The 20,013-nt window shown below is 66.6% G+C and carries 22 protein-coding genes; 18 read left to right on the forward strand and 4 right to left on the reverse strand.

All coding sequences use genetic code 11. The annotated features are described in order from the left end of the window. The first annotated feature begins 113 nt into the window (after nt 1-113). Complete coding sequence (locus AU187_RS15365; RefSeq protein ID WP_353612198.1) at nt 114-827, forward strand: LmeA family phospholipid-binding protein; 714 nt, start codon at nt 114-116, stop codon at nt 825-827. Here AU187_RS15365 and AU187_RS15370 read toward each other — a convergent pair. Next, nucleotides 824-1,501, reverse strand: a complete 678-nt coding sequence (locus tag AU187_RS15370; RefSeq protein ID WP_059098405.1) for a hypothetical protein — start codon at nt 1,499-1,501, stop codon at nt 824-826. The genes AU187_RS15365 and AU187_RS15370 overlap by 4 nt on opposite strands. A 42-nt stretch (nt 1,502-1,543) precedes the next feature. Here AU187_RS15370 and AU187_RS25480 point away from each other — a divergent pair, with 42 nt between their 5' ends. Further along, nucleotides 1,544-1,708, forward strand: coding sequence for a hypothetical protein (locus tag AU187_RS25480; protein ID WP_156425484.1), 165 nt, complete (start codon nt 1,544-1,546; stop codon nt 1,706-1,708). Here AU187_RS25480 and AU187_RS15375 read toward each other — a convergent pair. Continuing rightward, nucleotides 1,705-2,487, reverse strand: coding sequence for an adenylate/guanylate cyclase domain-containing protein (locus AU187_RS15375; protein WP_059097944.1), 783 nt, complete (start codon nt 2,485-2,487; stop codon nt 1,705-1,707). The genes AU187_RS25480 and AU187_RS15375 overlap by 4 nt on opposite strands. A 28-nt stretch (nt 2,488-2,515) precedes the next feature. Between AU187_RS15375 and AU187_RS15380 the strand changes: the two genes are divergently transcribed. After that, complete coding sequence (locus AU187_RS15380) at nt 2,516-3,499, forward strand: hypothetical protein (RefSeq protein ID WP_059097943.1); 984 nt, start codon at nt 2,516-2,518, stop codon at nt 3,497-3,499. 38 nt (nt 3,500-3,537) lie between these two features. Here AU187_RS15380 and AU187_RS15385 read toward each other — a convergent pair whose 3' ends face one another. Then, nucleotides 3,538-4,401, reverse strand: a complete 864-nt coding sequence (locus tag AU187_RS15385; RefSeq protein WP_156425483.1) for an alpha/beta hydrolase — start codon at nt 4,399-4,401, stop codon at nt 3,538-3,540. Between the two features lie 94 nt (nt 4,402-4,495). On the opposite strand from AU187_RS15385, the gene AU187_RS15390 reads away from it, so the two are divergent. From AU187_RS15390 to AU187_RS15455, 14 genes are all read left to right on the forward strand, one after another. Beyond that, complete coding sequence (locus AU187_RS15390) at nt 4,496-5,110, forward strand: TetR/AcrR family transcriptional regulator (protein ID WP_231740218.1); 615 nt, start codon at nt 4,496-4,498, stop codon at nt 5,108-5,110. A 29-nt stretch (nt 5,111-5,139) separates the two neighbouring features. Then, nucleotides 5,140-5,613: a VOC family protein gene (locus tag AU187_RS15395; protein ID WP_059097942.1), complete on the forward strand. Its 474-nt coding sequence runs from the start codon at nt 5,140-5,142 to the stop codon at nt 5,611-5,613. A gap of 205 nt (nt 5,614-5,818) precedes the next feature. Next, entirely contained in the window at nt 5,819-6,586 is a 768-nt protein-coding gene (locus AU187_RS15400; RefSeq protein WP_059097941.1) for an MlaE family ABC transporter permease, read from the forward strand. Continuing rightward, nucleotides 6,583-7,437, forward strand: a complete 855-nt coding sequence (locus AU187_RS15405; protein ID WP_059097940.1) for an ABC transporter permease — start codon at nt 6,583-6,585, stop codon at nt 7,435-7,437. The genes AU187_RS15400 and AU187_RS15405 overlap by 4 nt, the downstream gene beginning before the upstream one ends. A 2-nt stretch (nt 7,438-7,439) precedes the next feature. Further along, nucleotides 7,440-8,900 carry an MCE family protein gene (locus tag AU187_RS15410; RefSeq protein WP_059097939.1) on the forward strand — a complete coding sequence of 487 codons (1,461 nt, stop codon included), beginning with the start codon at nt 7,440-7,442 and terminating at the stop codon, nt 8,898-8,900. Nucleotides 8,901-8,954: 54 nt separating this feature from the next. Then, on the forward strand, nt 8,955-9,986 hold the full coding sequence (locus tag AU187_RS15415) for a virulence factor Mce family protein (protein ID WP_059098402.1): 1,032 nt from the start codon (nt 8,955-8,957) through the stop codon (nt 9,984-9,986). Next, nucleotides 9,983-11,335 (forward strand): MCE family protein, encoded by a 1,353-nt coding sequence (locus AU187_RS15420; protein WP_059098401.1) that lies wholly within the window; start codon nt 9,983-9,985, stop codon nt 11,333-11,335. Before AU187_RS15415 ends, AU187_RS15420 begins: the two co-directional genes overlap by 4 nt. Further along, on the forward strand, nt 11,332-12,678 hold the full coding sequence (locus AU187_RS15425) for a virulence factor Mce family protein (RefSeq protein ID WP_059097938.1): 1,347 nt from the start codon (nt 11,332-11,334) through the stop codon (nt 12,676-12,678). Before AU187_RS15420 ends, AU187_RS15425 begins: the two co-directional genes overlap by 4 nt. After that, nucleotides 12,678-13,829 (forward strand): MCE family protein, encoded by a 1,152-nt coding sequence (locus AU187_RS15430; RefSeq protein ID WP_502687769.1) that lies wholly within the window; start codon nt 12,678-12,680, stop codon nt 13,827-13,829. The genes AU187_RS15425 and AU187_RS15430 overlap by 1 nt, the downstream gene beginning before the upstream one ends. Before the next feature lies 1 nt (nt 13,830). Beyond that, nucleotides 13,831-15,330 carry an MCE family protein gene (locus AU187_RS15435; protein ID WP_059097936.1) on the forward strand — a complete coding sequence of 500 codons (1,500 nt, stop codon included), beginning with the start codon at nt 13,831-13,833 and terminating at the stop codon, nt 15,328-15,330. Nucleotides 15,331-15,429: 99 nt separating this feature from the next. Next, nucleotides 15,430-16,101: an Rv1363c family protein gene (locus AU187_RS15440; RefSeq protein WP_059166906.1), complete on the forward strand. Its 672-nt coding sequence runs from the start codon at nt 15,430-15,432 to the stop codon at nt 16,099-16,101. Continuing rightward, nucleotides 16,098-16,892: a hypothetical protein gene (locus AU187_RS15445; RefSeq protein WP_059097934.1), complete on the forward strand. Its 795-nt coding sequence runs from the start codon at nt 16,098-16,100 to the stop codon at nt 16,890-16,892. The genes AU187_RS15440 and AU187_RS15445 overlap by 4 nt, the downstream gene beginning before the upstream one ends. A gap of 9 nt (nt 16,893-16,901) precedes the next feature. Beyond that, nucleotides 16,902-17,804, forward strand: coding sequence for an alpha/beta fold hydrolase (locus tag AU187_RS15450; RefSeq protein WP_059166907.1), 903 nt, complete (start codon nt 16,902-16,904; stop codon nt 17,802-17,804). A 5-nt stretch (nt 17,805-17,809) separates the two neighbouring features. Then, complete coding sequence (locus tag AU187_RS15455) at nt 17,810-19,078, forward strand: WS/DGAT domain-containing protein (RefSeq protein ID WP_059097932.1); 1,269 nt, start codon at nt 17,810-17,812, stop codon at nt 19,076-19,078. On the opposite strand, the gene AU187_RS15460 is transcribed toward AU187_RS15455, so the two are convergent. After that, entirely contained in the window at nt 19,075-19,305 is a 231-nt protein-coding gene (locus AU187_RS15460; RefSeq protein ID WP_059097931.1) for a hypothetical protein, read from the reverse strand. The two genes, AU187_RS15455 and AU187_RS15460, sit on opposite strands and share 4 nt — an antisense overlap. Nucleotides 19,306-19,461: 156 nt before the next feature. On the opposite strand from AU187_RS15460, the gene AU187_RS15465 reads away from it, so the two are divergent. After that, nucleotides 19,462-19,983 (forward strand): DoxX family protein, encoded by a 522-nt coding sequence (locus tag AU187_RS15465; protein WP_059097930.1) that lies wholly within the window; start codon nt 19,462-19,464, stop codon nt 19,981-19,983. The last annotated feature ends 30 nt before the right edge of the window (nt 19,984-20,013 follow it).

A 20,013-nucleotide genomic window follows, 5' to 3' on the forward strand; every position in this document is an offset into this window, starting at 1 on the left:
CGGCCGATGTGCGGCCGACCGAGCAGATCTTCCGGGAGCCTCCTCCGCCGCCTCCGCCGCCGGAATTCGGGCCGACGCCCGGAACTGACGAAAAGCCGCATCGGGAAAGGGGCTTGAACAAGACGTCGATCATCCTGATCGTCATCATCGTGATCGCCCTGCTGGCCGGCGGGCTCGCCGTTGGCGAGCTGTACGCCCGGCACCGCGCCGACACCATCCTGACCGAGGTCGCCGAATGCGTCACCGAGGACGGCGCCACGATCTCGTTCGGCGTGAACCCGCCGTTCCTGTGGCAGCACATCACCGGGCATTACACCGACATCTCGGTCACCACCGACGGGAACCGCGTGCAGAGCGCCGACGGCATGACCGCCGAGGTCGTGCTCGCCGACGTCCGCCTGCAGGACACCGGGGACTCCAAGGGCACCATCGGAAGACTCGACGCGACGTTGAGCTGGAAGTCGTCAGGCATCAAGGACACCGTCGCCGCCAACCTGCCGGGAGTCGGCAACCTGATCACCGGCGTGCGCACCGACGCCGCGGCCGGCACGGTGATTCTGGAGGCCGGCGACAACAGCGTGACCGCCAAGCCCGTCGTCCGCGACGGCGACCTGAACCTGGAGGTCCTCGGCGTCACGGGTCCGCTGCCCGAGGACGCGGTGCAGACGGCGCTCAACGAGTTGACCAAGAAACTCAACGACAACTATCCGCTCGGGATCCATGCCGACAGCGTCGAGGTGACCGACTCCGGGGTCATCGGAAAGTTTTCCAGCGACGACGCCTCCATTCCGAAAGAGGACGCCAACCCCTGCTTCGCGCGCCTCTAGTCCAGGTCGACGGCGATCTCGGCGCTGAGCTGATAGCCGGGGGCCAGCGGCAGAGTGTCGCCGCTCCAGAACGAACCGGGGTCGAACCAGTTGTAGTGCTTCTCCGTACTCAGCAACCCCATCTCCTCGTAGGTGATGGCGACGGTCTCGGCGCAGTATGCGGTCTCGAGTCCGACTTGGAGCTTCTGTTGCTTTCTGCGTTGCGTCGCATCGCGAACCCTGCTGTGCAGGAAGGGGATTCCTCGGGTGAAGTCCGCGACGGCCAACCGGCCGCGAAACCACCGGCCGGTCAAGCGCGCCGTGCTCGGAAACGGCGTGCCGTCCATCCGCGCGATCACCTTCAGCGCGCGGTCCTCCTGCTCGCGGCTGGCGATCGGTGTGAGCTGCCGCAGCCAGCACCGCTGGTGGTAGTTGTTGATCCACCGCTCCACGACCTGGCGGGCGTCGTTGAGCTGCACCCCGCGTTGGTTGCGGCCCGTCCACATGTCGGTCAGCTTGTCGCCCAATTCGGCATGCCAGATCAACGGTGGCAGGTCCTCGATCGCGAGCGTCATCCCGACGTGGTTGACCGGGCTGTTGGTCAGCGACTGGATGGCCCGGTCCGGCCCGGACCGCCCCCGGAAAAGCCAGAGATCCCCGGTTCGCGTCGCGTCGAGGGCCTGCTCGAGTGACACCGCGGTTGGTTTCACCCCCGCAGCTTAGGCAGACTGACCGCTATGCGCGGCATATGGAAGTGGGTCGGGCTGGCGAGCGTCGCCGGTGTGGTGGCGGGCGGAGTGCTGGTGGCTCGCGATCAGCGGCGCCGCAATTCCTACACGCCCGAAGACATCCGGGCACGGCTGCACCAGCGGGCGGCCGAGGCCGGCAACGCCGAACGCTAGACCGCGACGGCGTAGAGCCGGTGCGAGCCGTTGAAGCCCTTGAGTTCGGCGTCGCGGCCGTCGTCGAACGAGATGTCCTCGACCTCGGCGAGGGCGTCGCGCACCACCTCGCTGACCAACACCTCGCCGCCGCCGGCTTCACTGGCCACGCGGGCCGCCATCGCGACGTTTCGGCCGAACAGGTCGTCGCCACGGCGCACGGACTTACCCATGTGGATTCCCATCCGGACCCGAATGCTGTTGGGCTGTCGGCGAAGTGACTTCTGCACGTCCATGCTGCAGCGCACCGCCTGCTCCGGCTGGGCGAACGCGACCATGAACCCGTCGCCCTGGCTCTTCACGACATAACCCGAGTGCTTGTTCACGTGACGTCGCACCATCTTGTCGTGCCGGCCCAGCAACCTGACCCAGGCGCGGTCACCGATGCGTTCGTTGAGCGCGGTCGACTCCTCGATGTCAGAGAACAGGATCACCATCTTGCCGCTCGGCGCCAGCCGGGCAAGATCCGGCCGTTCGACCTCAGCCCAGTCCGCAAGATCCTCGATCGAAGAGCGCACCGCGGCCCCGAAGCCGTCCTTGCGCAGAATATTGGCGGTCTGCCAAACCTGCTTGACCGCCTCGCGGCCACCGGTGAGCAGCATGTTCTTGGTGTCGACGCGACGGCGAGCGTCGTCGAGTTCCTCGCGTTGGCGGGTGTAGCGGATCCACAGCACAGCCAGCGCGACGGCCTCGGCCGCCGCCACGAACCCGAGTATGTAAGCCGCAATCTGCGCTCCCATCACCGCTCAAGTATTGGATGCTGAAGCGGTGACGCTTGCGGAGCCCCCGTATTACGAGAGTCGCTACATCCGCGCCAACCACCCGGACCTGCCGCAGGCGCTGTGGCTACGGGAAACCCTGCTGCTGCCCAGCGCCGGCGAACCGGTCGCGGACGTGTGGGTGATGATCTTCGATCCGGACGGTGCCGGCAACCGGGCGCTCAAGGAGCCGTATCCGATCGGCTCGGCCGAGTTCGGCTACGACGACTGGTCTGCCCGCATCGCCGCAACCGTCCTGGACGACCGGTCGGCGCAGGGCGTCGTCACCGGCGGCCCCAGCTTGATCGCCGGCTCGGCCGGCGGACGCTCGGCACGGTGGGACCTGCGCATCACGGGAGGCGACGAGGATCCGGTCAAGCTGCTCACCGAACGCGCCTACGCGGCCCGGTTGCCGACCGCGAAGACCACGGTGCGCCATCCCTTGGCCCGGTTCGACGGGCTGCTCGAACTCGACGACGTCCGTCTCGTGGTCGACGGCTGGTCCGGCAGCGTGAATCACAACTGGGGCAGCCGGCATACGCCGGCGTACGCGTACGGGCAGGTCTGCGGGTTCGACGATGCACCGGAGACGACCCTCGAAATCGTCACCGCAAGAGCCGCTCTCGGGCCGGTGTTGTTACCCGGTGTCACGCTGTTCGTGTTCCGCCACGCCGGAAGCGAGTTCGCGGTACGCACGATTCGCGGCAGCCTGCACACGCACGGGCACTACCGGCCATTCGCGTGGGCGTTCGGTGGCCGGATCGACGACCAGATGATCGAAGGCGAGATCGTCACCGAGCCGGCCGATGTCGTCGGCCTCACCTACACCGACACCGACGGCACGACGAAGTACTGCTACAACTCGGCGATCGCTACCTGCCGGATCCAGCTGGCGGGCAAGGCTTTCGAGCGTGCCGAGCTGACGGCCACCCGCCGCACGATGTTCGAGATCCTCACCGACACCCGCCACGAGACGGTGCCGCTGCTGGCTTAGTTTTCTTAGCGAGCAGACGCAGCTCACCGGTCTGCCGGTCAGCGGCTGACGAACTGCACCACGACTTCGGAGAACGCGTCGTTGTCGTCACCGGCGGCGGTGTGGCCGGCGGCAGAGAGTTCGGCGAACTCGGCATGCGGCACCTTCTCGAGGAAGTCCCTCACGCCGTCGCTGCTGACCACATCGGAAAGCTTTCCGCGGATCAGCAGAACCGGGATCGTCAAGCTCATCACCGCCTGCTCCAGCTTTTCCTCGCGGACGAACCGATTGTCCGCCGGTGCGGTGAGAAATGCCGGATCCCAGTGCCAGAACCACCGCCCGTCGCGGAATCGCAGGTTCTTCTTCAACCCCTCGGGGTTGCGCGGCCGCTTCCGGTGCGGCAAATAGGCAGCAACCGCTTCGGCCGCCTCGTCGAGAGACTCGAAGCCGTCCACGCCGCTGGACATGAACTCGCGGATGCGGGCGCTGCCGTCCTTCTCGTACCGCGGCACCACGTCCACGAGCACCAGCTTGGTGACTCTTTCCGGGCCGGCTGCGGCGGCCACCAGCATGCCGGTCATTCCGCCCATGCTCGCGCCGATCAGGGCGACCGGACGGCCGATCTGCTCCACCACCCGCAGCGTGTCCGAGCACAGGGCGTCGACCGTGTAGTTCGCATCCGGCGCCCGGTCGCTGTCGCCGTGTCCCCGGCTGTCCAGCGCCACCACGTGCAGACCACGATCGGCCAGGATCTGTCCGGTCTGCTTCCACGAGTGCCGGTTCTGCCCGCCGCCGTGCAGGAGCAGCACCGAGGAACGCTCCGACTCCACACCGCAGTTCCACTCGTCGGCCACCAGGGTGATGTCGTCGCTTCCGCGGAACTTCACGGTCTGCGGTTCGCTACCAGTCGCGTTCACGGACATCCTCTCCGGCTCACCCCGCTGGCTCACGTTACCCAGCCGACAAAATCAGGAGTTCCCCGGCACCATTGATGAGGGCGTCAATATACTTTGCTCCGTGCAGCCCGAGCTTGCCGACCGCGACCGTGAGTGCATCATCGAGGCTGCCTACGCCTGCCTTTCGCAGCCGCACGCCGGCCCCGTTCCCGTCGCCGCGATCCTGCAGCGTGCGGGGGTGTCGACGCGGGCCTTCTACCGTCACTTCGAATCGAAAGACGAGTTGTTCCTCGCGATGCTGCGTCGGGAGACCGACGCATTGTCCCGCCGGCTCGACGGCGTCGCCGAAGACAGGTCGGGCACACCCGCAGATCAACTCAGCGCGTGGATCGAGGCCATGTTCACCCTGATCCACGACGACGAGACCCGGATGCACTTCACCGTGATCGACTCCGACGAGATCCGCGCCGCGAAGGGCTACCGCGAGACGCGGGAGAAGGCCCACGCCGATCGCGAGCGATCACTGGTTCAGATCCTGCGGCGCGGCCGCGACGACGGCTCGTTCCCGCTCGCCGACCCCGAGCAGGATGCGGTGGCGATCAACGCGATCATCAGCCGGGTGATGATCACCCAAACCCACGACGACCACGACGGTTTGCGCCGAGCCAAGGCCGCCGTCCTCAACTTCGCGCTGCGCGCCCTGGGCGCCGAGGAGCCCGTCGCCGGCAGGCGATGAATTTCGGCCGCCGCGGCGGTCTTCACTGCATGCCTTCGATCACTCCCTCCCTCTGGTTCGACGACAACCTCGAAGAAGCCGCTGCGTTCTACACCTCGATCTTTCCGAACTCATCGGTGGAGAATCTCAACCGCTACACCGAAGCCGGGCCGGGTGCGCCCGGCGAAGTGGTGTCGGCCACCTTCGTGCTGGACGGCAACCGCTTCGTCGGGATCAACGGCGGGCCGCATTTCGCCTTCACCGAAGCCGTCTCGTTCGTGGTTCGCTGTGCCGACCAGCAGGAGGTCGACTACTACTGGAACCGGCTCGTCGACGGCGGGCAGGAGTCGCAGTGCGGTTGGCTGAAGGACCGCTTCGGGTTGAGTTGGCAGATCGTGCCCGACCGGCTCTACGAGTTGCTCGACGATCCGAATCCCGTCCGGGCCATCGCCGCAACCAAGGCGATGCTCGGTATGCGCAAGATCGTCATTTCCGAACTGGAAGAGGCCGTGCGCGGAAGTTAGCCAATGGCTTCCTGAGTGGGGAACCTCACGTCTGCGGCGTCCGCTGTTGCCGGGCCGCAAAATACTGATATACGGTTCCCGGGCGTCCGGCCCTGTGTAACCTTGCGCCACAGCCATCACGGGCGCGCGTTGTTGGTGTCAGGGAAGGTCGGCGGGCTATGGCAGTGCAGATGGCGGCGCACAGCACGCGGGTGAGAGCCCACTGATGGTCGCCGTCAACGCAATTGCCAAGCCGGTCCAAGCCTTCGGCGGGTTCTTTTCGATGGCGCTCGACACGTTCGTGTGGATGTTCAGGCCGCCCTTCGCCTGGCGAGAGTTCATCTCCCAGGCGTGGTTTGTCGCTCGGGTGTCGATCCTTCCGACCCTGATGCTGACGATTCCCTACACGGTCCTGCTGACCTTCACGTTCAACATCCTGTTGGTCGAGTTCGGTGCCGCGGACTTCTCCGGCACCGGTGCCGCGCTCGGGACCGTGCGCCAGATCGGGCCGATCGTGACGGTGCTGGTCGTTGCGGGCGCCGGCGCCACCGCCATGTGCGCCGACCTCGGTGCGCGCACCATCCGCGAAGAGCTCGACGCCCTGCGGGTGATGGGCGTGAATCCCATTCAAGCCCTTGTTGTTCCGCGCGTCCTGGCCGCAACCTTGGTGTCGCTCGCACTGTCCGCGACGGTGATCCTCGTCGGACTGGCCGGCGCGTACTTCTTCACCGTCTACATCCAGAACGTCTCGCCCGGTGCATTCGCGTCCGGTCTCACCCTGATCATCGGGACCGCCGATGTCGTCATCGCGTTGCTCAAGGCCGCGCTGTTCGGGCTGTCCGCCGGCATGATCGCTTGCTACAAAGGCATTTCCGTCGGCGGCGGCCCCGCGGGTGTCGGCAACGCGGTCAACGAGACCGTGGTCTTCACGTTCATGGCGCTGTTCGCCATAAACATCGTCGCTACGGCCGTCGCGGTGAAGGTGACGATGTGACCGTATCGAGGCCGCATTCCCAGTTCCCCTGGCTGAAAAGCCGGTTCCGCAGCGTGGCCGACCCGTGGAACCGAATCGGGATGCAAACCAAGTTCTTCGGCCGCACCTTGAGCTCGATCCGCTACACGATCATGCACTACCAGGTCGAGTTGATCCGGATCATCGCTCAAATGGGCCTCGGGGCGGGCGCACTCATCATCATCGGCGGCACGGTGGCGATCATCGGCTTCCTGACCGTGACGACGGGCGCGCTGGTGGCGGTGCAGGGCTACACCGACTTTTCGGAGATCGGTGTCGAGGCGCTGACCGGTTTCGCGTCGGCGTTCTTCAACGTGCGCCTCATCGCGCCGGCCACCACCGCGGTGGCGTTGTCGGCAACCATCGGAGCCGGCGCGACCGCCCAACTCGGCGCCATGCGGATCAACGAGGAGATCGATGCGCTCGAGGTGATGGGCATCCGTAGCATCGCCTATCTCGCCTCCACTCGAGTGGTCGCCGGATTCCTCGTGGTGATCCCGCTGTACTGCGTCGGCGTGATCGCCGCGTTCTGGGCGGCGCGGTTCGGCACCACCGTGCTCTACGGCCAGTCGACGGGCGTCTACGACCACTACTTCAGGACGTTCCTCAACCCCACCGACCTGCTGTGGTCGTTCGGCCAAACCATCGCGCTGTCAGTGGTGATCATGCTCGTGCACACCTACTACGGCTACACCGCACGAGGCGGGCCGGCCGGCGTGGGTGAAGCCGTCGGGCGTGCGGTGCGCACCTCGCTGATCGTCTCCGCGTTCGTGCTCGTGATGCTCTCGCTGGCGGTCTACGGTCAATCCGGCAACTTCAACCTGGCGGGCTGACCGTGGACGAACACGACGAAGGCCTGCATCCCGCGTGGTGGACATTGATCCTCGTGGTCATCATCTTGGCCTCCATCTGGCTGACGTATGCCTTGTTCCGCGGCAGCTTCAGGTCGACCGAGACGGTCACGCTGACCTCCGATCGGTCGGGTCTGGTGATGGAGACCAACGCCAAGGTCAAGTTGCGCGGCGTGCAGGTCGGCCGGGTCGCCGAGATCCAGGGCGGCAGCCAACCGGTGGCGTTGAAGCTGGAGATCGACCAGGACAAGCTCGAGTACATCCCGGCGAACGTCGAGGCGCAGATCCGGGCCACCACCGTGTTCGGCGCCAAATTCGTCGACCTGATCTATCCGAGCGACCCCAGCTCGCAACGGCTCTCGGCCGGTCAGGTGATCCAGTCGCGCAACGTCACCGTGGAGGCCAACACGGTATTCCAGAACGTCGTCGAGGTGCTCGAGCAGATCGACCCGGCCAAGCTCAACAGCACCTTGTCCGCGCTCGCCCAGGGCGTCCGAGGTCAGGGCGAGCGGATCGGTGAGGCCACCACCGCCGCGAATCAGGTTCTGCTGGAGCTCAATCCGCGCCACGAGACGGTGACCGCCGACCTGCGCGCGCTGCGGGACTTCAACGACACGTACAGCGCTGCGGCGCAGGACATCCTGACCACGCTCGACGCGGCAAGTACAACCAGCACCACGATCGCCGCCCGCGCCAGCCAGCTGGACGCGTTGCTGCTGGCCACCATCGGGCTTTCCAACGCCGGCATCAACCTGCTCGCTCCGAACCAGGCCAACCTGATCAAGGCCATCAACGTGCTGGAGCCGACGACCAACCTGCTTTACAAGTACAGCCCGGAGTACACCTGCCTGCTGACCGGCGCGAAGACGCTGCTGGACACCGGCGGGTACGACGCGCCGGGCGGCAACGGCCGCACGCTGGTGCTGGATGTCGGGTTGGCACTCGGCGACGACCCGTACCGGTACCCCGAGCATCTGCCGATCATCGGCGCCAAGGGCGGCCCGGGCGGCAAACCCAGTTGCGGCTCGCTGCCCGACGTCGCAAAGAACTGGCCGGTCCGAAATCTCGTCACCAACACCGGATTCGGCACCGGAATCGACTGGCGCCCCAACCCGGGCATCGGCTTCCCCGGGTATGCCAACTACCTGCCGGTCACCCGCGCCGTGCCCGAGCCGCCGAGCGTCCGCAACCTCTTCGGGGGACCCGCGATCGGTCCGATCCCGTACCCGGGCGCTCCGGCCTACGGTGCAGACCTGTACGCAGACGACGGCACCCCGCTGTGGCCGGGCCTGCCGGCCGCGCCGCCGCCGATGGCGCCGCGCGAACCCGGTCCCACGCCGGGTTCTGAGCCGTTCATCGTGCATTCGCCCGCGCAGATGCAGCCCACACCGCTACGACCGACACCGTTGCCCACCCCGGCCCGACCGGGACCGCCGTTCCCGTGACCGCCAGCGACCGCCGACAGAGCAAGCCATGAAAGGAGATGAGCCGTGTCAGGCATGACAGCCAGGGTTCGACACGACGCCGTGCGTCTCGCCGTGTTCTTGACTGTGTGCCTGCTCGGCGTGTTCGGCTTGTTCGCGATCTTCGCGGAGTTGCGCTTCGGGGAAGCCACCAACAGCTACGTCGCCGAGTTCACCAATGTCACCGGGCTGGAGAACGGCGACTTCGTCCGCATCGCCGGCGTCGAGGTCGGCAAGGTCGAAAACGTTGAGATCCAACCGGATACCACGGCGCGGGTCGAGTTCACCGCCGACAAGTCGGTGGTGCTGACCGAGGGCAGCAGAGCCGTCATCCGGTATGACGACCTCATCGGCGGTCGATACCTGGCGCTCGAAGAGGGGGCCGGCGGAATCAAGAAGCTCGAGCCCGGCGGCACGATCCCCTTGGCCCGCACGTCGCCCGCGCTCGACCTCGACGCACTGATCGGTGGTTTCCGGCCGCTGTTCCGGGCGCTGGATCCAGATCAAGTCAATGCCTTGTCGGGCCAACTGATTTCGGCTCTGCAGGGTCAGGGTGCGACTATCAACTCGTTCCTTGCCCAGACCGCCACGCTGACGAGCACGCTGGCCGACCGTGATCGGCTGATCGGCGAGGTCCTGGTCAACCTCAACGTCGTGCTGGGATCGCTCGGCGACCAGAGCGACCAGTTCGCCAAGGCAGTCGACGCGCTGACCGAACTGGTCGGAACACTGCAATCCCGCAGAGAGGACATCAGCAGCGGGGTTGCGTACACCAACGCCGCCGCCGCGAGCATCACCGACCTCCTGTCCCAGGCCCGTCCGCCGTTCGCCAAGACGATTCAGGAGACGGACCGCGCAGCGGGAATCGTGGTGGCCGACCACGAGTACTTCGACAACCTGCTGAACACCCTGCCGGATGCGTATCAAGCGCTGGCACGGCAAGGCATTTACGGCGACTTCTTCACCTTCTACCTGTGTGACATCGTGCTCAAGCTCAACGGCAAGGGCGGCCAGCCGGTGTATGTGAAAGTCGCCGGGCAGTCCACCGGGAGGTGTGCGCCGAGGTGAAGTCCTTCTCTGAACGCAATCAAACCGTCATCGGTGTCATCGGGCTGGTGTTGACGATCGGCATCGTGCTGGGGTCACTGAATTACGACCGGCTGCCGTTCCTGCAGGGCAAGGAGTACTCGGCCTATTTCGCCGAGGTGGGTGGGCTGACAGTTGGTGAGGCCGTACAGGTTTCGGGATTCGAGGTGGGTCGGGTCAAGTCCATCGAGTTGGACGGGCCGCGCGCCCTGGTGAAGTTCACCGTCGCCAAGGACATCCGGCTCGGCGACCGCACCGAGGCCGCGATCAAGACCGAAGGCCTGTTGGGCACGAAGATCCTCGAAGTCACCTCTCGCGGCGACGGCCAACAAGAGGGCACGATTCCGATGGATCGGACGACGTCGCCGTATCAACTCCCTGATGCGCTGGGCGATCTGGCGACGACGATCAGCGGCTTGAACACGAACCAGTTGTCGGATTCGCTTCGCGTGTTGGCGGACACGTTCTCCGACACTCCACCGGAGCTACGGATCGCGGTCGAAGGGGTGGCCCGGTTCTCCGAGACGCTCAACGAGCGCGATGCGCAGCTCAGAGGTCTGCTGAACAACGCCGACAAGGCCACCACCGTGCTGGCCGAGCGCAGCGGCCAGGTGGTCAGCCTGATCACCAACACCAATGCGCTGCTGGCCGAGCTCGAAAGCCAAAGCGCGGCACTCGATCAGGTCTCGGGCAACATCTCGGCTCTCAGCGAGCAGTTGCAGGGCTTCATCGCCGAGAACCGCGAAACCATGCGACCTGCGCTCGACAAGCTCAACGGAGTGCTGACGATCATCGACAACCGCAAGGAACGCCTGCAGCGGTCGCTGACGTTGCTCACCGACTACTCGATGTCGCTCGGCGAATCGGTCTCAGGCGGCCCGTTCTTCAAGACCTACGTCGCGAACCTGCTGCCCGGCCAATTCCTGCAGCCGTTCATCGACGCCGCGTTCTCCGACCTGGGTCTGGATCCGAATGTGCTACTGCCCTCGGAACTCAGCGACCCACAGGTCGGTCAGCCGGGCACGCCGGCGCTGCCGGTGCCCTTCCCGCGCACGGGTCAGGGCGGCGAACCGCGGCTGACCGTTCCCGACGCCATCACCGGCAATCCCGGCGACCAACCGTGCGGATTGCCCGGCTTGCCGTTGCCCGGACCCGGCTGCTACCCGTACCGCCAGCCGCCGCCGGCGCCGCCGCCCGGTGGGCCGCCCCCGGGCCCGCCCGCCGCGGCCCCGCCGGGGCTGCAGTCGACTCCTGAGCCGACTCCCGCTCCGGTGATGGTGCCCGCTCCCGGTGGGGTTTCCCACGGTGCACCCGCGGAGGCCGGACAGTGACGCGCACCGCGAGGAACATCTTGGCCATCGCATTGGTCGTGATACTGGCCGCCGGTGCGATCGTGCTGTTGCGCACCGTCGAGAGGATCGACCGCACCCACGTCGTCGCATACTTCGAGAACGCCAATGGCATCTACCCCGGCGACGACGTCAACATCCTCGGTGTTGGCGTGGGCAGGATCGAGTCGATCGAGCCGCAGCCCGAGCGGGTGAAGATCTCGTTCTGGTACGACAGCAAATACAAGGTCCCGGCCGACGCCAAGGCCGCGATCCTGTCTCCGACGCTGGTGACCGCGCGCAGCATTCAGCTCACCCCGGCCTACACCGGGGGACCGGTGATGAAGGACGACGCGGTCATTCCGCGGGAACGCACCGCCGTTCCGGTGGAGTGGGACGAAGTCCGCCAACAGTTGGAGAAGCTGGCCGAAACGCTGCAGCCGACCGAGCCGGGGGGAGTGAGCCCGCTGGGCTCGGTCATCAACACCACCGCCGACAACCTGCGCGGCGAAGGCGCCAACATCCGCGAGACGGTCATCAAGCTGTCGCAGGCGGTGACGGCGCTGGGTGATCACAGCACCGACATCTTCTCCACCGTCAAGAATTTGGCGATCCTGGTGTCGGCGCTGCAGGACAGCACCGACGTGATGCGCCAGCTCAATCAGAACCTGGCGACGGTGACCGGCCTGCTCGCCAACGATCCCGACGAAGTCGCCAACGCGGTGCGCGACCTCAACAACGTCGTCGGAGAGGTCCAGGCCTTCGTCGCCGACAATCGCGAATCGCTGGGCACCACGTCGGACAAGTTGGCCGGAGTGACCCAGGCGCTGACCGACAGCCTCGCCGACGTCAAGCAGTTCCTGCACGTGGCGCCCAACACCTTGCAGAACTATGTGAACATCTGGCAGCCGTCGCAGGGGGCGGTCAGCAGCGTGCCGATGCTCAACAACTTCGCCAATCCAATCTCGTTCCTGTGCGGCGGTATTCAGGCGGCGTCACGGCTGGGCGCCGAGGAGTCGGCGAAGCTGTGTGTGCAGTACCTGGCGCCGATCCTCAAGAACCGCCAGTACAACTTCCTGCCCATCATGCAGAACGTCTTCGTCGGCGCCTCGACGCGGCCGAACGAACTGACCTACAGCGAGGACTGGTTGCGCCCGAACTACATTCCGCCGCAACCTGTTCCGTCGCAGCCCATTCCTTCTTCGGCCCCACCGCCCGACGCAGGACCGTCGCCATCGGCCCCGCCGGCGGGTCCGCCGTTGGCCGCAGAAAGCGGGGGGACCGTCACGCCGAACCCCGCCGACGGTTTGCACGGGATGATGGTGCCGCCGGGGGTGGGGCCATGATGCGACGCAGGGTCATTCGCAAGCTGGCCGTCGTGGTCGTATCGGCCGGCCTGCTGTCCGGCTGTTCCGATTGGCAGGGGCTGAACTCGCTTCCGCTGCCGGGCGGTGAGGGCACGGGACCGAACGCGTTCACCATTCAGGCGCAGATGCCCGACGTGGACAACATCGAACCGAACTCCCGCGTCCGGGTCGCCGATGTGAACGTCGGCCACGTCACCAAGATCGAGCGGCAGAACTGGCACGCGCTGGTGACCATGAAGCTCAACGGCGACGTCGAGCTGCCCGCGAACGCGACGGCGAAGCTCGGGCTGACAAGCCTGTTGGGTTCCCTGCACATCGAATTGGCGCCGCCGACCGACGTGCCGCCGCAAGGAAAGCTGAAAGAAGGCTCGCTGATCCCGTTGGCGTCGTCGAGTTCGTATCCGAGCACAGAGCAGGCGCTGGCCGCCGTGGCGCTGCTGCTCAACGGCGGCGGGATCGGCAACATCCACGACATCACCGAGGCACTGAGCGTCGCGTTCGCCGGTCGCGAGAACGACCTACGCAGCCTGATCGAACAGCTCGACATCGCGATCGGCCATCTCGACGACCAGAAACAGGACATCATCGACGCGACGGAGAGCCTGAACAACCTCATCGGGCAGTTCGCGGCGCAGAAGCCGGTGGTGGACAAGGCATTACGGACGGTGCCCGACGCCTTGGCCGTGCTGCGGGATCAACGGCAGAACCTGACCGAGGCGCTGACCCAGCTCGGCAGGTTCAGCGCGCTGGCCGCCGACTCGGTCAACCAGACCAAGGAAGCTCTGGTGCAGGAGCTCAAGGACCTCGGCGTGGTGCTGCAGGAACTGGCCGATGCCGGTCCCGCGCTGACCCGAGCGCTGAGCTTCCTGCCCACCTTCCCGTTCCCCAAGGAGACACTGACCAACTGGATGCGGGGCGACTACGCGAACCTGACGCTCGTCGTCGACCTGACGTTGAGCCGAATCGACTCCGGGTTCTTCACCGGGTCGCGGTTTGAGTGCAACCTGACCTGGCTGGAGCTGCAGTGGGGCCGCACCATCGGCCAGTTCCCCAGCCCGTGCAACCACAACGTGCCGCCACCGGGCGGCAACCCGTTGGTCGCTCCATACCGCTGGGACCAGGGGCCCTAGCATGCGAATGACACGGCAAATCCTCATTCAGATGGCGATCTTCTCCGTCATCGCGATCACCGCGCTCGTGGTCATGGTCTTCGGGTACATGCGGTTGCCGACCCTGCTCGGCGTCGGGCAGTACCGCGTGACCCTCGAGTTGCCCGAGACGGGTGGGCTGTATCCGAGGGGCAACGTCACCTACCGCGGCGTGCAGGTCGGCGAGGTGAAAAGCGTCGAGCTGACCGACACCGGAGTCAAGGCGGTGCTGTCGCTGAACTCCGACGTCAGGATCCCCGCCGACCTCGACGCCGAGGTGCACAGTGTGTCCGCCGTCGGCGAGCAGTTCGTCCAGTTGCTTCCGCGCAGCGGCGAAGGCCCGGAGTTGCAGGACGGCGACGTGATCCCGGTGGAGCGCGCGACGATTCCGACCGACATCAACACGGTGCTGGACGATACGGCTCGCGGTCTGCAGGCGATCCCGCAGGAGAACCTCAAGACCGTCGTCGACGAGGCCTACCTCGCGGTCGGCGGCCTCGGGCCGGAACTGCGCCGGCTGGTCGCCGGCAGCGCCACGCTGGCCATCGACGCCCGCAAGAATCTCGACCCGCTGACCACACTGATCGACCAGTCCAAGCCGGTGCTGGACACCCAGACCGAGACCGGCGGCTCGATCCAGGCCTGGGCCGCGAATCTGGCGAGCATCACCGGTCAGTTGCAAAGCCAGGACCCGGCGGTGGCGGGGATCCTTGCCAAGGGGCCGGGGGCTGCCGACGAGGTGCGGGCGCTGTTCGACCGGCTGCAGCCCACGCTGCCGATCGTGTTGGCCAACCTGGTCAGCATCGGAGAGGTCGCCGTCGACTATCACCCGAGCCTCGAGCAGCTGCTGGTGTTGTTGCCGCAGGGCACCGCGGTCACGCAGGCCGTCGGCGTGCACAAGCGCAACACCAAGCAGGACTACGAAGGCGATGCCCTGATCTTCAACCTGAACGCGATCCTGCCCGCGTTCCCTGCGCCGCTACCGCTGCCACCGCAGAATCTCCCGCCGCCATGCACCACCGGTTTCCTGCCCGCGCAGCAGCAACGGGTGCCGACCTTCGAGGACTATCCCGACCGGCCGGAGGGTGATCTCTACTGCCGGACGCCGCAGGACGCGCCGTTCAACGTCCGCGGCGCCCGCAACCTGCCGTGCATCACCGTGCCGGGAAAGCGCGCCCCGACGTGGCAGCAGTGCGAGAGTGACGAGCAGTACGTGCCGCTCAACGACGGCTACAACTGGAAGGGCGATCCGAACGCCACCCTGTCCGGGCAGCCCATCCCGCACGTGCCGCCCGATGTACCGGTTGCGATAACGCCTCCTCCGCCGGGTACGCCGCCGCTGCCCGTCGCGGCCGCCGAATACGACCCGGCGACCGGCAAATACGTCGGCCCGGACGGCAAGGTGTACACCCAGTCGAATCTGGCGGCCGGCGCGTCGGGGGAGCGGCCGTGGCAGTCGATGCTCATCCCGCCGGGCGGCTGAGCGAACATTCTCCGACGATAGGGTGTCGGGCACGTAGGTTTGGCTTGAGCCGACGTGTACCTGACCCAGACCTGGCCCGCGGGCCGTAGAGGAACGTAGATGGCAGACGAGACAACTCCCGCCGAAGAGAAAGCGGGCGAATCGACATCCGATGTCGATGCCGCGGCGGACGGTGACGAGTCCACCACATCGGTCACTGAACCGGCTGATAACGCCGGTGACGTCGAAGATTACGACGTCGAGGCTGCCGATGACACCGCGGAGCCCGCCGCAACCAAGCCGCCAATGTCGCATGTGCGGCTCGCGACCATCGCGGGCCTCGTGCTCGTGCTGGCGCTCGGAGGACTGACCGGTTGGCTTGGTTACCGGGCATATGAATCGCGGCAAGCCGAGGATCTGCGGAACCTTTTCCTGCAGGTCGGGCGGCAGGGAGCGTTGAACCTGACGACGATCAACCACGAGCACGTCGAGGCCGATGTGCAGCGGGTCCTCGATTCGTCGACCGGGACGTTCTACGACGACTTCCAGCAGCGCGCGGCGCCGTTCGTCGAGGTCGTCAAGCAGGCGAAGTCCAAGTCGGAGGGCACGATCTCGGAGGCGGGCCTGGAGTCGTTCTCCGACGACGAGGCGCAGGTGCTGGTGGCGGTCACCGTCAACACGACGAACGCCGGGGCGCCCGAGCAGCAGCCGCGAGCTTGGAGGATGAGGATCTCGGTGCAGAAGACCGGCGACGATGAGGCCAAGGTCTCGAATGTGGAGTTCGTACCGTGAGTAGTAGACACAGGCTGCCCAAGCGCGCCAAGAGCACCGACGCCACCGCTGACGATTCGGTCGAGGCGGCGACCGACCAGCAGACCGAAGCGGTGGAGTTGACCGAGTCCGCCGCCGTGGAGGAATCGAATCCCGCGGAGCCCGCCACCACGGATACCGCCGCCACGGAATCCGCCGCTGAGCCTTCCGACACTGATCCTTCCGATACGGAGTCGCCCGAAAAGGGTGCCGAATCAGCCGCTGAACCCGACGTCGCGGATTCCGACTCGGCCGAAACCGCCGCCCCGGCGGCCGCTCCGAAGCGGAAGGTCAACTGGGAGCGCGTTTTTGCATTCGGAGTGTTGCCTGCAATCGCGCTGCTGCTCGCGGGCGCGGCCGGCTATCTGAAGTGGGTGGACAACTCGGTGCGCACTGCCGAAACCGTTCGCGAAGAGTCGGTTCAAGTGGCCAAGGACAGCACCGTCGCGATGCTGTCGTACAAGCCGGACACCGTCGAACAGCAACTCAACGACGCGCGTGCCCTGCTGACCGGTGAGTTCGAAGAGTCCTACACAGGGCTGATCAACGACGTGGTGATTCCCGGCGCGAAACAGAAGCAGATCTCCGCGGTGGCGTCGGTGCCGGCGGCGGCCTCGGTGTCGGCCGACCCCAACGAGGCGGTGGTGTTGGTGTTCGTCAACCAGACCGTGGTGGTCGGCCAGGATCCTCCCACCGACAGCGCCTCGAGTGTGCGCGTGACGTTGGAGAAGGTCGACGGTCGCTGGCTCATCTCGAAGTTCGACCCGGTATAGGGAACCGTAATGGCCGAACCCGAGCTCATCGACGTCGAGGCACCGGGTGTGCGGCTTCGCGCGCTGAGCTGGGACGCCTCGGACGCACCGATCGCGTTGTGCCTGCACGGCTTCCCTGACACCGCGCACGGCTGGCGCAAGGTGGCGCCGCTGCTGGCCGGCGCCGGGTGGCGGGTGGTGGCGCCGTTCATGCGCGGCTATGCGCCGTCGTCGACCGCGTCGGACGGCAGCTACCACGTCGGCGCGCTGATGGACGATGCGCTGCACGTGCTCGACGCGGCCGGACCGACGGGCCGCGACGTGCTCATCGGACATGACTGGGGCGCGATCGCGGGTGCGGGACTCGCCGCGATGCCCGACAGCCCGTTCTCGAGGACCGTGATCATGTCGGTGCCGTTAGCCGCGGCGTTCCGGCCGTTGGGCCGGGTGCCGGACGGTGTGCGACTGGCCGCCCAACTGCCGCGTCAGCTGCTGCGCAGTTGGTACATCATGTATTTCCAGTTGCCGGGGCTCCCGGAGCGATCCGCGTCCTGGGTGGTGCCCCGGTTGTGGCGGCAATGGTCCCCGGGATACGACGCCGCCGAGGACGTCGCCCACGTTCGCGATGCGATCGGTGCGCCGGAGAACTGGCGCGCCGCGTTGGGCTACTACCGTGCCACCGTGCGCAACACCAAGCCGCCCGCGCAGTACGCCGAACTGCACCGGCATTGGCTGTCCGCGCCCCAGCTGCCGACGCTGTACCTCCATGGACTCGACGACGGTTGCGCCTCAGCCGATTACGTGCGCTGGGTGCAGTCGGTGCTGCCGGAAGGAAGCCGGGTGGGGACCGTCGAACGGGCCGGACACTTCCTGCAGTTGGAACAGCCGCAGGCAGTGGCCGGACACATCATCGACTTCATCGGACCGACCTAGGAGTCATGACGGCACGTCGACTGGCTGCGGTGGATGCGCAGATGTACTGGATGTCGGCGAAGATCCCGAGCGACCAGTTTCTGCTCTACGGCTTTGCGGGAACCGTGACCGACCTTGCTGAGGCCGTGGCCCGAATCGCTGACCGGGCGCGTGGTTGCACGGAGTTGCGACTGAAGGTGCGCGACGGCAATCCGCTGACCTATCCGCAGTGGATTACTGCGGACGTCGCGCCGAACCAGTTCGTGATGCACGCTGCCGGCACCAGTTGGCCGGAATGCCTGGCCGCGGTGGTGGGATTAAGCTCGGACCAACTCGATCCGCGGGTCGCGGCTTGGCGACTGCATGTGTTTCCATCCGTCGAGGGTGTGCCCGGCGCAGGGCTCGGCACGGTCGCGGTGGTACAAATTGCGCACGCGTTGGGAGACGGCATCCGGTCGTCGGCCTTGGCGGCCCGGCTGTTCGGGCGGACGGCGCCGGTGGCGACGCTCGACGGACGGCCACCGCTCTTGGGCTTGGCGCTGCCGTGGCGTGGCTATCGCGCTGCCCGCGCGCATCGTCAGCTGCTGCGCGATACCGACGCTGGATCGGTTGCGCCGCAGGCGGATTCGTGCCCAGCGTTGCGCAGCAATTCCCAGCCAGGCGGCCTCCGTAGCGTGCGCACCGTGCTCAGGAAGCGATCGCAGCTGTCGGGCCCCACGGTGACCGTGAGGGTACTGGCCGCGGTGTCGACGGCGCTGGCCGCTCATCTGCGGGAGCTCGGCGACGACCCGTCGCGATTGCGCGCTGAGGTGCCGATGGCCAAGGCCGGTGAGCGGACGTCTCACAACCACTTCGGCAATGTCGGCGTCGGCCTGTATCCAGACCTGTCCACGGACGAGCGAATGGCTCGGATCGCCGAGGATCTCGAGCAGCGTCGCCGACGGGCAGCCCATCCGGCGATGCTCGAAGCCCAGCGGGCCTCCGCGGCGGTGCCCGCACCGCTACTGCGTTGGGGTGTCGGGCGTTTCGACCCGACGCTGTGCTCACCGACGGTCACCGGCAACACCGTGGTGTCGAGCGTCAACCGTGGCCCCGCCGATCTTCACTTCGGCGACGCTTCCGTGGTCATGACTGCCGGTTATCCCAGCCTGTCGCCGATGATGGGCTTGACACACGGTGTCCACGGCATCGGCGACACGATTGCGATCAGCGTCCACGCCGCGGAGTCCGCAATCGGCGACATTGACTCGTACGTCGAGAGATTGGATGCGGCGTTACCCGCCGACCGCGCCTAGAAGGGTGGAGGTTTGTTGCAGTAGTCGACCGAGGTCTGGACTCTGTTTTTCGACAACGTGGTCCACCCCTCGAGCTGGGCGGCGACCTCGGCGTCGATCTTGGCGATCGCGTCAGGATCGCGTACCAGCCGTCGCGCGCAGGCGGCGTTCTCCACCCGCGCCCACCCGCCCACCGCCGCGGCGGCATCGCGGGCGGTCACCGCCGCATCGACCAGGCGCTCGAACATATGAGCGAAGTTACCGAGACCGACCGACGCGGCAACGCCACGACCACCGGAACAGACCCCGGCCTGTGGACGAATTGCCAATTGGGGATAACCCGTCGGGCTCAAGTGTCGACGGGGCTGGGCAGCGACTTAACGCATGGCCTAGATTTTTTAGCCATGACTGCCTACGACGTCGGAGTGCTGATTCTGCGGGTGGTGCTCGGCCTCACCATGGCCGCCCACGGCTACAACAAGTTCTTCGGGCCCGGCGGCCTCAAGGGCACGGCCGGCTGGTTCGACAGCATGGGGATGAAGCCCGGCATGTTCCACGCCCGCATCGCCGCGACGACGGAGATGGCCGCCGGCATCGGTCTCGCAGTAGGCCTGCTCACGCCGATTCCGGCCGCGGGCTTCGTCGCGCTGATGCTCGTCGCGGCGTGGACCGTGCACCGGCCCAACGGCTTCTTCATCGTCAAGGAGGGTTGGGAGTACAACCTGGTGCTCGCGGCCGCGGCCGTCGGGATCGCCACGATCGGCGCCGGCAAGATCAGCCTGGACCATCTCTTGTTCAGTGAAACCGGCTTCTACGACCTGCTGCACGGCTGGTGGGGTCTGGTCATCTCGCTGGGTCTCGGCCTTCTCGGCGGCGTCGGACAGCTGGCGATCTTCTACCGGCCGCCGGCCAAGACCGACGCCTGACCCGCTGCGACCCCGAACGGTACCTGCCTA

The sequence above is a fragment of the Mycobacterium sp. IS-1556 genome (assembly GCF_001499985.1).
Taxonomy (GTDB): Bacteria; Actinomycetota; Actinomycetes; order Mycobacteriales; family Mycobacteriaceae; genus Mycobacterium.

Coding starts and splice junctions, on each gene's coding strand:
- AU187_RS25480 (WP_156425484.1), top strand. CDS start 1,544: ATGCGCGGCATATGGAAGTGGGTCGGGCTGGCGAGCGTCGCCGGTGTG.
- AU187_RS15375 (WP_059097944.1), bottom strand. CDS start 2,487: ATGGGAGCGCAGATTGCGGCTTACATACTCGGGTTCGTGGCGGCGGCC.
- AU187_RS15385 (WP_156425483.1), bottom strand. CDS start 4,401: ATGTCCGTGAACGCGACTGGTAGCGAACCGCAGACCGTGAAGTTCCGC.
- AU187_RS15395 (WP_059097942.1), top strand. CDS start 5,140: ATGCCTTCGATCACTCCCTCCCTCTGGTTCGACGACAACCTCGAAGAA.
- AU187_RS15400 (WP_059097941.1), top strand. CDS start 5,819: ATGGTCGCCGTCAACGCAATTGCCAAGCCGGTCCAAGCCTTCGGCGGG.
- AU187_RS15415 (WP_059098402.1), top strand. CDS start 8,955: ATGACAGCCAGGGTTCGACACGACGCCGTGCGTCTCGCCGTGTTCTTG.
- AU187_RS15430 (WP_502687769.1), top strand. CDS start 12,678: ATGCGACGCAGGGTCATTCGCAAGCTGGCCGTCGTGGTCGTATCGGCC.
- AU187_RS15435 (WP_059097936.1), top strand. CDS start 13,831: ATGCGAATGACACGGCAAATCCTCATTCAGATGGCGATCTTCTCCGTC.
- AU187_RS15440 (WP_059166906.1), top strand. CDS start 15,430: ATGGCAGACGAGACAACTCCCGCCGAAGAGAAAGCGGGCGAATCGACA.
- AU187_RS15450 (WP_059166907.1), top strand. CDS start 16,902: ATGGCCGAACCCGAGCTCATCGACGTCGAGGCACCGGGTGTGCGGCTT.
- AU187_RS15455 (WP_059097932.1), top strand. CDS start 17,810: ATGACGGCACGTCGACTGGCTGCGGTGGATGCGCAGATGTACTGGATG.
- AU187_RS15460 (WP_059097931.1), bottom strand. CDS start 19,305: ATGTTCGAGCGCCTGGTCGATGCGGCGGTGACCGCCCGCGATGCCGCC.
- AU187_RS15465 (WP_059097930.1), top strand. CDS start 19,462: ATGACTGCCTACGACGTCGGAGTGCTGATTCTGCGGGTGGTGCTCGGC.